Origin of the sequence: Streptomyces sp. NPDC032472, assembly GCF_040636955.1 — a bacterium.
Lineage (GTDB): Bacteria > Actinomycetota > Actinomycetes > Streptomycetales > Streptomycetaceae > Streptomyces.
Window position 1 is genome coordinate 1 of sequence record NZ_JBEZVK010000145.1, and the last position, 7,142, is coordinate 7,142.

The window sequence follows — 7,142 nt, forward strand, 5'->3', positions numbered from 1 at the left end:
GGCGGGGGGGCGCCCCTCCCCCGCCCCGCCGGCGTTTGAGGCGCGGGGTCCGGGGCGGAGCCCCGATCTTTGAGCCCCGCCGGCGATTGAGGCGGGCGGGGCCCGTGGCGCAGGACCCGCCCGCGGCGAAGCCGCTATCGGACACAGCGGGAAGGGGCAGGGTGTGGAAAAGGCCCCGCGCAGCGGCAGAGCGCAGCGGACCGGTGTCCGGACGGCGGGCACGGAAACGCGCGGGCCCGCCCTTCGGGGATACTGGACGGGCAGACCCAGAGGAAAGGCCACCACACGTGACTGAGATCGAGATCGGGCGCGGCAAGCGCGGCCGCAGGGCGTACGCGTTCGACGACATCGCCATCGTCCCGAGCCGGCGCACCCGGGACCCGAAGGAGGTCTCCATCGCCTGGCAGATCGACGCGTACCGCTTCGAGCTCCCGTTCCTGGCCGCCCCCATGGACTCCGTCGTCTCCCCGCAGACCGCCATCCGCATCGGCGAGCTCGGCGGCCTCGGCGTCCTGAACCTCGAAGGCCTGTGGACCCGGTACGAGGACCCGCAGCCGCTGCTCGACGAGATCGCCGAGCTGTCGGAGGAGGCCGCGACCCGCCGCCTGCAGGAGATCTACTCCGCCCCGATCCAGGCCGACCTGATCGGCCAGCGCATCAAGGAGGTGCGCGACTCCGGCGTGGTCACCGCCGCCGCGCTCTCCCCGCAGCGCACCGCCCAGTTCTCCAAGGCCGTCGTGGACGCCGGGGTCGACATCTTCGTCATCCGCGGCACCACCGTCTCCGCCGAGCACGTCTCCGGCGCCGCCGAACCGCTGAACCTCAAGCAGTTCATCTACGAGCTCGACGTCCCGGTCATCGTCGGCGGCTGCGCCACGTACACCGCGGCCCTGCACCTGATGCGCACCGGCGCCGCGGGCGTCCTCGTCGGCTTCGGCGGCGGCGCGGCCCACACCACGCGCAACGTGCTCGGCATCCAGGTCCCGATGGCCACCGCCGTCGCCGACGTGGCCGCGGCCCGCCGCGACTACATGGACGAGTCCGGCGGCCGGTACGTGCACGTCATCGCCGACGGCGGCGTGGGCTGGTCCGGCGACCTGCCCAAGGCCATCGCCTGCGGTGCCGACGCCGTGATGATGGGCTCCCCGCTGGCCCGCGCCACCGACGCGCCCGGCAAGGGCCACCACTGGGGCATGGAGGCCGTCCACGAGGACGTGCCGCGCGGCAAGAAGGTCGACCTCGGCACCGTCGGCACCACCGAGGAGATCCTCACCGGCCCGTCGCACACCCCGGACGGCTCGATGAACCTGTTCGGCGCCCTGCGCCGCTCGATGGCCACCACCGGCTACAGCGAGCTCAAGGAGTTCCAGCGGGTCGAGGTCACCGTCGCGGACTCCCAGCACAGCCGCTGACCCGCACACCGAAGGGCCGGCTCCCCCGTTCTCGGGGGAGCCGGCCCTTCGGCGCGTCCGGTGTCAGTCGCCGGTGCGCTTGGCGGCGCTGAAGGCGACCGCGCCGCCGATGGCGAGGAAGACGTAGTCCATGGCCTCGGCGCCTTCCTTCCAGATGTCGGCGATGCCGGTGATGCCGGGCTTGTCGAGGACGACGTCCGCGACGCCCATGCCGGCGTAGTCGGCGAGCTCCAGTGCCACGTAGACCAGCTGGCCCAGGTAGACGGCGCCGAGGGCGAGGACGGCGCTGACCACGGGCAGGGCGATGTTCCTGCCGCCGACGCGGGCCGCGGCGAGGCCGATCACGGCGCCGACGCCGATCGCCGCGTAGCCGATCTGGCGGTCGATGGCGCTCATGATCGCGCCGTACACGCCGGCCGCGACGAGGGCGGCGACCACGCCCGCGACGATGCCCAGGCCGACGTTGCCGCCGCGGGCGGGCCCGGACGCGTACGGGGCGGCCGGCGCGGCCGGGGTCAGGGAGTCGGGCGCGGGCGGCTGGAACTGCTGGCTCATGGGAAATCCCCCCCAGGATTCGGACGCACGTGTGCCCTGGTCGGGGCTCACGGGATGTATGCGCGAGATAAGTCGCCGCAGGCTAGCAGTCCGCTGCGACATCCGCAGCGGGGATTTCCGCGGCTCAGAGCCGGTGGGCCGCCCCCGCCGGGCTCGCGCCGCGCGTGTCCAGGAGCAACTGGGCTTTGACCGCCAGCCCTTGGAGGTCGTACGTGCGGTGGTGCTGGAGCAGGATCGTCAGGTCGGCGGTGGCGGCCGCCTCGTAGAGGGACTCGGCGCGGGGGACCGGCTGGTCGCGGACCCGCCAGCCGGCGACGTACGGGTCGTGGTAGCTGAGCAGTGCCCCGAGGTCGAGGAGGCGGCTGGCGATCTCGCGGGCGGGGGAGCCCTCCTGGTCGGCGAGGTCCGGTTTGTAGGTGACCCCGAGGAGCAGGACGCGGGCCCCGCGGGCGGACTTGCCGTGCTCGTTCAGCAGGGTGGCGCAGCGCTGGATGACGTACTGGGGCATCCGGCTGTTGATTTCCTGGGCCAGGCCCACCATGCGCAGGGGGTGGCCCGGGGTGCGGGTGGTGTGGGGGAGGTAGTTGGGGTCCAGGGGCACGCTGTGGCCGCCGACGCCGGGGCCGGGGCGGAAGGCCTGGAAGCCGTACGGCTTGGTCTCGGCGCAGCGGATGACGTCCCACAGGTCGACGCCGAGGTCGTGGCAGAGCACGGCCATCTCGTTCATCAGGGCGATGTTGACGTGCCGGTAGTTGGTCTCCAGGAGCTGGACGGTCTCTGCCTCGCGCAGGCCGCGGGCGCGGACCACCTTCTCGGCGATGCGGGCGTAGAAGGCGTGCGCGGACTCGGTGCAGGCCGGGGTGAGGCCGCCGATCACCTTGGGGGTGTTGGCGATGGTGTGGGTGCGGTTGCCGGGGTCGTGGCGGCTGGGGGAGTAGGCCAGGTGGAAGTCGCGGCCGGCGCGCAGCCCGGAGCCGGACTCCAGGATCGGGCGGAGGTAGTCCTCGGTGACCCCGGGGTGGGCGGCGGACTCCAGGATGACGGTGGTGTGCGGGCGCAGCCGGGCGGCGAGGGTGCGTCCTGCGGCGCCGACGGCGGAGAGGTCCAGGGCGCGGTCGGCGCCGAGCTGGGTGGGGGCGCAGATGACGGCGGTGCGGACGCGGCCGAGCTCAGCGGGGTTGGTGGCGATCCGGAAGCCGGCGGCCGACATGCGGCGGACCTCGGCGGCGGTGAGGGTGGAGTCGGTGGCCGGGCCGCTGTCGTAGCCGACCGTCTCGATTCCGGCGGCGACGGCGGCCTGGGCCAGCGGGAGGCCGAGGTGACCGAGTCCGATGACGGCGAGGTCTGCGGGCATGGAGGCCGTCCCTTCCCTGGCATGCATGAGGGGGCTGCGTGCGCAAGTCCTGTGGACCGCTGGGGTCGAATCGGCTGGCACGATGTCAGACTAGGCGTATATATGACCGATCTGTCGTATTACGGGGTGATGGTCGCGTTGTGTTGTCCACAGGCGGTGGCTGATGCGGGTGCTCCGGGTCAGAATCGAGGACGGGGGATGTGAGCGGGATCACCTGCGCCGCGCAGGTGCGGCCCGCACACCGAGCGGGGACGGCCCGCACACGAGCAGGACCGAGCCCGCACCGAGCGGGGACGGCCCGCACCGACGGGAGGCAGCCGTGAGGACAGCGACACTGGGGCCGGCGCAGCGCGCGGAGGCGCTCACCCGGATGGCCGAGCGGGAACTGGACGTGCTGGTGGTCGGCGCGGGCGTCGTCGGCGCGGGCACCGCCCTCGACGCCGCGACCAGGGGCCTGGCCACCGGGCTCGTCGAGGCGAGGGACTGGGCCTCCGGCACCTCCAGCCGGTCCAGCAAGCTGATCCACGGCGGCCTGCGGTACCTGGAGATGCTCGACTTCGCCCTCGTCCGCGAGGCGCTGAAGGAGCGCGGCCTGCTGCTGGAGCGGCTCGCCCCGCACCTGGTCAAGCCCGTGCCCTTCCTCTACCCGCTCCAGCACAAGGGCTGGGAGCGGCTCTACGCCGGATCGGGCGTCGCCCTGTACGACGCGATGTCCGTCTCCAGCGGGCACGGGCGCGGTCTGCCGGTCCACCGACACCTGTCGCGCCGGCGCGCCCTGCGCGTGGCACCGGCCCTGCGCAAGGACGCCCTCGTCGGAGCCCTGCAGTACTACGACGCCCAGATGGACGACGCGCGCTACGTCACCACGCTCGTCCGCACGGCCGCCGCGTACGGGGCGCACTGCGCCAACCGGGCGAGGGTCGTCGGCTTCCTGCGCGAGGGCGAACGGGTCGTCGGCGCGCGGGTGCAGGACGTGGAGGGCGGCACGGAGTACGAGATCCGCGCCCGGCAGGTGGTCAATGCGACCGGGGTGTGGACGGACGACACGCAGGCCCTCATCGGGGAGCGCGGGCAGTTCCACGTCCGGGCCTCCAAGGGCATCCACCTGGTCGTCCCCAAGGACCGCATCCATTCGAGCACCGGGCTGATCCTGCGCACCGAGAAGTCGGTGCTGTTCGTCATCCCGTGGGGCCGGCACTGGATCGTGGGGACCACGGACACCGACTGGGACCTCGACAAGGCCCACCCGGCGGCCTCCAGCGCCGACATCGACTACCTGCTGGAGCACGTGAACTCTGTGCTGGCGGTGCCGCTGACCCGGGACGACGTGCAGGGGGTGTACGCGGGCCTGCGGCCGCTGCTGGCCGGGGAGTCGGATGCGACGAGCAAGCTCTCGCGCGAGCACACGGTGGCCCATCCGGTGCCGGGGCTGGTGGTCGTGGCGGGCGGCAAGTACACCACCTACCGGGTGATGGCGAAGGACGCCGTCGACAAGGCGGTGCACGGGCTGGACATGCGGGTCGCGGACTGCGTGACGGAGGAGGTTCCGCTGGTGGGGGCCGAGGGGTACAAGGCCCTGTGGAACGGGCGGGCCCGGATCGCCGCCCGGACGGGTCTTCACGTGGCGCGGGTGGAGCACCTGTTGAACCGGTACGGGTCGCTGACGGACGAACTCCTCGACCTCGTCGCGGCCGACCGCTCGCTGGGCGCCCCGCTGGGCGGGGCGGAGGACTACCTGCGGGCCGAGGTGGCGTACGCGGCCTCGCACGAGGGGGCGCGGCACCTGGACGACGTGCTGACGCGGCGGACGCGGATCTCCATCGAGACCTTCGACCGCGGGACGCGGTCGGCGCGGGAGTGTGCGGAGCTGATGGCTCCGGTGCTGGGGTGGGACGAGCAGCAGATCGAGAAGGAGGTCGAGCACTACGAGAAGCGGGTGCAGGCGGAACGGGAATCCCAGCGCCAGCCCGACGACCAGACGGCCGACGCGGCCCGGCTGGGGGCGCCCGACATCGTTCCGTTGTAACTCCGGGATACAGAGGGGGGAACCGCGGACCCGGGGCTCCCGTCCGTTGCGGAGTGAGGAACAATAAGGGTTCTGCCGGGGCGGGTTATCGCGCGGGTTCTCCCGGGGCGGGCCACCGGGCATCCCGGCGGATGCCGGGGCAGCCGGAGCAGGCGGCACGATCGCAGAGGGGACGCATGTCGAAGCCGGAGCACACCGATTCGCCTGCGGCGAAGCAGGACCGGGCGAAGCCGGGGGCGGCCGGGGCGACCCCGGCCGCCGAAGCCACCACCGCCACGCCCTCGACCGTTCCGAACCCCCGTCCCACAACCGACACCACTCAGCCGAAGCCGAACCTCTCGAAGCCGGCCCCCGCCCCGGCGGACCGTGCGAAGCCGGAGGCCGGCTCCGCCGACCCCGAGCCGGCGCCCGCCGCGGCACCGCCGAAGCCGGACTTCGCGAAGCGGGCGGCTGCGTCGGCTGACGCCGGGTCCGCGGACGCGTCTGCCGAGGCGTCGGCGAAGCCCGGCCTGTCGAAGGGCGCTGCTGCGTCGGCGCCCGCCAAGCCGGCGCCGGTGTCGGGCGCGGGGTCGGCGAAGCCTGCGGCGGGGTCCAGAGGGGCCGGTGATGCGGCCGAGGCGGTTCGGACCACGTCCGGGAATCCCGTGATCGACAAGGCCGATGCCGTGGCGGCAGCCGTCAAGGCCGCGGCCGCCAAGGCCGCCGCGGACGCCGGCACGGAGGGCCGGCTGCTCGCGGGCCGCTACCGCCTCGGCGAAGTGCTCGGCAAGGGCGGCATGGGCACCGTCTGGCGCGCCGAGGACGAAACCCTCGGCCGCACCGTCGCCGTCAAGGAACTCCGCTTCGGCAACGGCGTCGACGAGGACGAGAAGCGCCGCCTCATCACCCGCACCCTCCGCGAGGCCAAGGCCATCGCCCGCATCCGAAGCGGCGGCGCCGTCACCGTCTTCGACGTCGTCGACGAGGACGGCCGCCCCTGGATCGTCATGGAGCTCATCGAGGGCCCCTCCCTCGCCGAGTTCATCCGCGACCAGGGTCCCCTGACGCCCCACCGCGCCGCCGAGGTCGGCCTCGCCGTCCTCGACGTGCTGCGCGCAGCCCACAACCAGGGCATCCTGCACCGCGACGTGAAGCCGTCCAACGTGCTCATCGCCGCCAACGGCCGCGTCGTCCTCACCGACTTCGGCATCGCGCAGGTGGAGGGCGACCCCTCCATCACCTCCACCGGCATGCTCGTCGGCGCGCCCTCGTACATCTCGCCCGAGCGCGCCCGCGGCCAGAAGCCCGGCCCGCCGGCCGACATGTGGTCCCTCGGCGGCCTGCTGTACGCCGCCGTCGAGGGCGTGCCCCCGTACGACAAGGGCTCCGCCCTCGCCACCCTCACGGCGGTGATGACCGAGCAGGTGGACCCGCCCAAGAACGCCGGCCCGCTCACCGATGTCATCTACGGCCTGCTCGCCAAGGACCCGGCCCGCCGCCTCGACGAGCCCCGCGCGCGGGCGATGCTGACGGCCGTCGTCAACGCCCCCGAGCCGGCGCCCGCCGCCGCGGGCCTGACCTCCGCGGTCGAGGAGACCCGGCAGATATCGCTGGCGGACGCCAAGGAGGCCATGGCCAAGGCCGCCGCCGAAAAGGCGGCCGAGAAGGCGGAGAAGAAGGAGCGCGAACGCCGCGAGCGCGAACAGCGCGAGCGGGCCCGCGCCGCACTGAAGGCGGCCCGCAAGGCCGCGGCGACGGCGGCCGCTGCCCCGGCGACGGCCACCGCCGCGGCGGCCCAGCCCCCGGTCCCGCCGCC

General features: G+C 73.6%; 6 protein-coding genes. 3 read left to right on the plus strand and 3 right to left on the minus strand.

Going from position 1 to position 7,142, the window contains the following annotated elements:
* Positions 1-287 precede the first annotated feature (287 nt).
* Positions 288-1,412, plus strand: a complete 1,125-nt coding sequence (locus AB0F11_RS36990) for a GuaB3 family IMP dehydrogenase-related protein (RefSeq protein WP_361912963.1) — start codon at positions 288-290, stop codon at positions 1,410-1,412.
* A 63-nt stretch (positions 1,413-1,475) separates the two neighbouring features.
* Here AB0F11_RS36990 and AB0F11_RS36995 read toward each other — a convergent pair whose 3' ends face one another.
* Together AB0F11_RS36995 and AB0F11_RS37000 are read right to left on the minus strand one after the other, a co-directional pair.
* Positions 1,476-1,967 (minus strand): hypothetical protein, encoded by a 492-nt coding sequence (locus tag AB0F11_RS36995; RefSeq protein WP_362183951.1) that lies wholly within the window; start codon positions 1,965-1,967, stop codon positions 1,476-1,478.
* Positions 1,968-2,091: 124 nt separating this feature from the next.
* On the minus strand, positions 2,092-3,321 hold the full coding sequence (locus AB0F11_RS37000) for a nucleotide sugar dehydrogenase (protein WP_362183954.1): 1,230 nt from the start codon (positions 3,319-3,321) through the stop codon (positions 2,092-2,094).
* A gap of 319 nt (positions 3,322-3,640) precedes the next feature.
* Between AB0F11_RS37000 and AB0F11_RS37005 the strand changes: the two genes are divergently transcribed.
* Positions 3,641-5,347, plus strand: coding sequence for a glycerol-3-phosphate dehydrogenase/oxidase (locus AB0F11_RS37005; RefSeq protein WP_362183957.1), 1,707 nt, complete (start codon positions 3,641-3,643; stop codon positions 5,345-5,347).
* Positions 5,348-5,666: 319 nt separating this feature from the next.
* On the opposite strand, the gene AB0F11_RS37010 is transcribed toward AB0F11_RS37005, so the two are convergent.
* Positions 5,667-6,002: a hypothetical protein gene (locus AB0F11_RS37010; protein WP_362183960.1), complete on the minus strand. Its 336-nt coding sequence runs from the start codon at positions 6,000-6,002 to the stop codon at positions 5,667-5,669.
* A gap of 10 nt (positions 6,003-6,012) precedes the next feature.
* Between AB0F11_RS37010 and AB0F11_RS37015 the strand changes: the two genes are divergently transcribed.
* A partial coding sequence (locus tag AB0F11_RS37015; protein WP_362183963.1) for a serine/threonine-protein kinase occupies positions 6,013-7,142 on the plus strand: 1,130 nt, incomplete at its 3' end.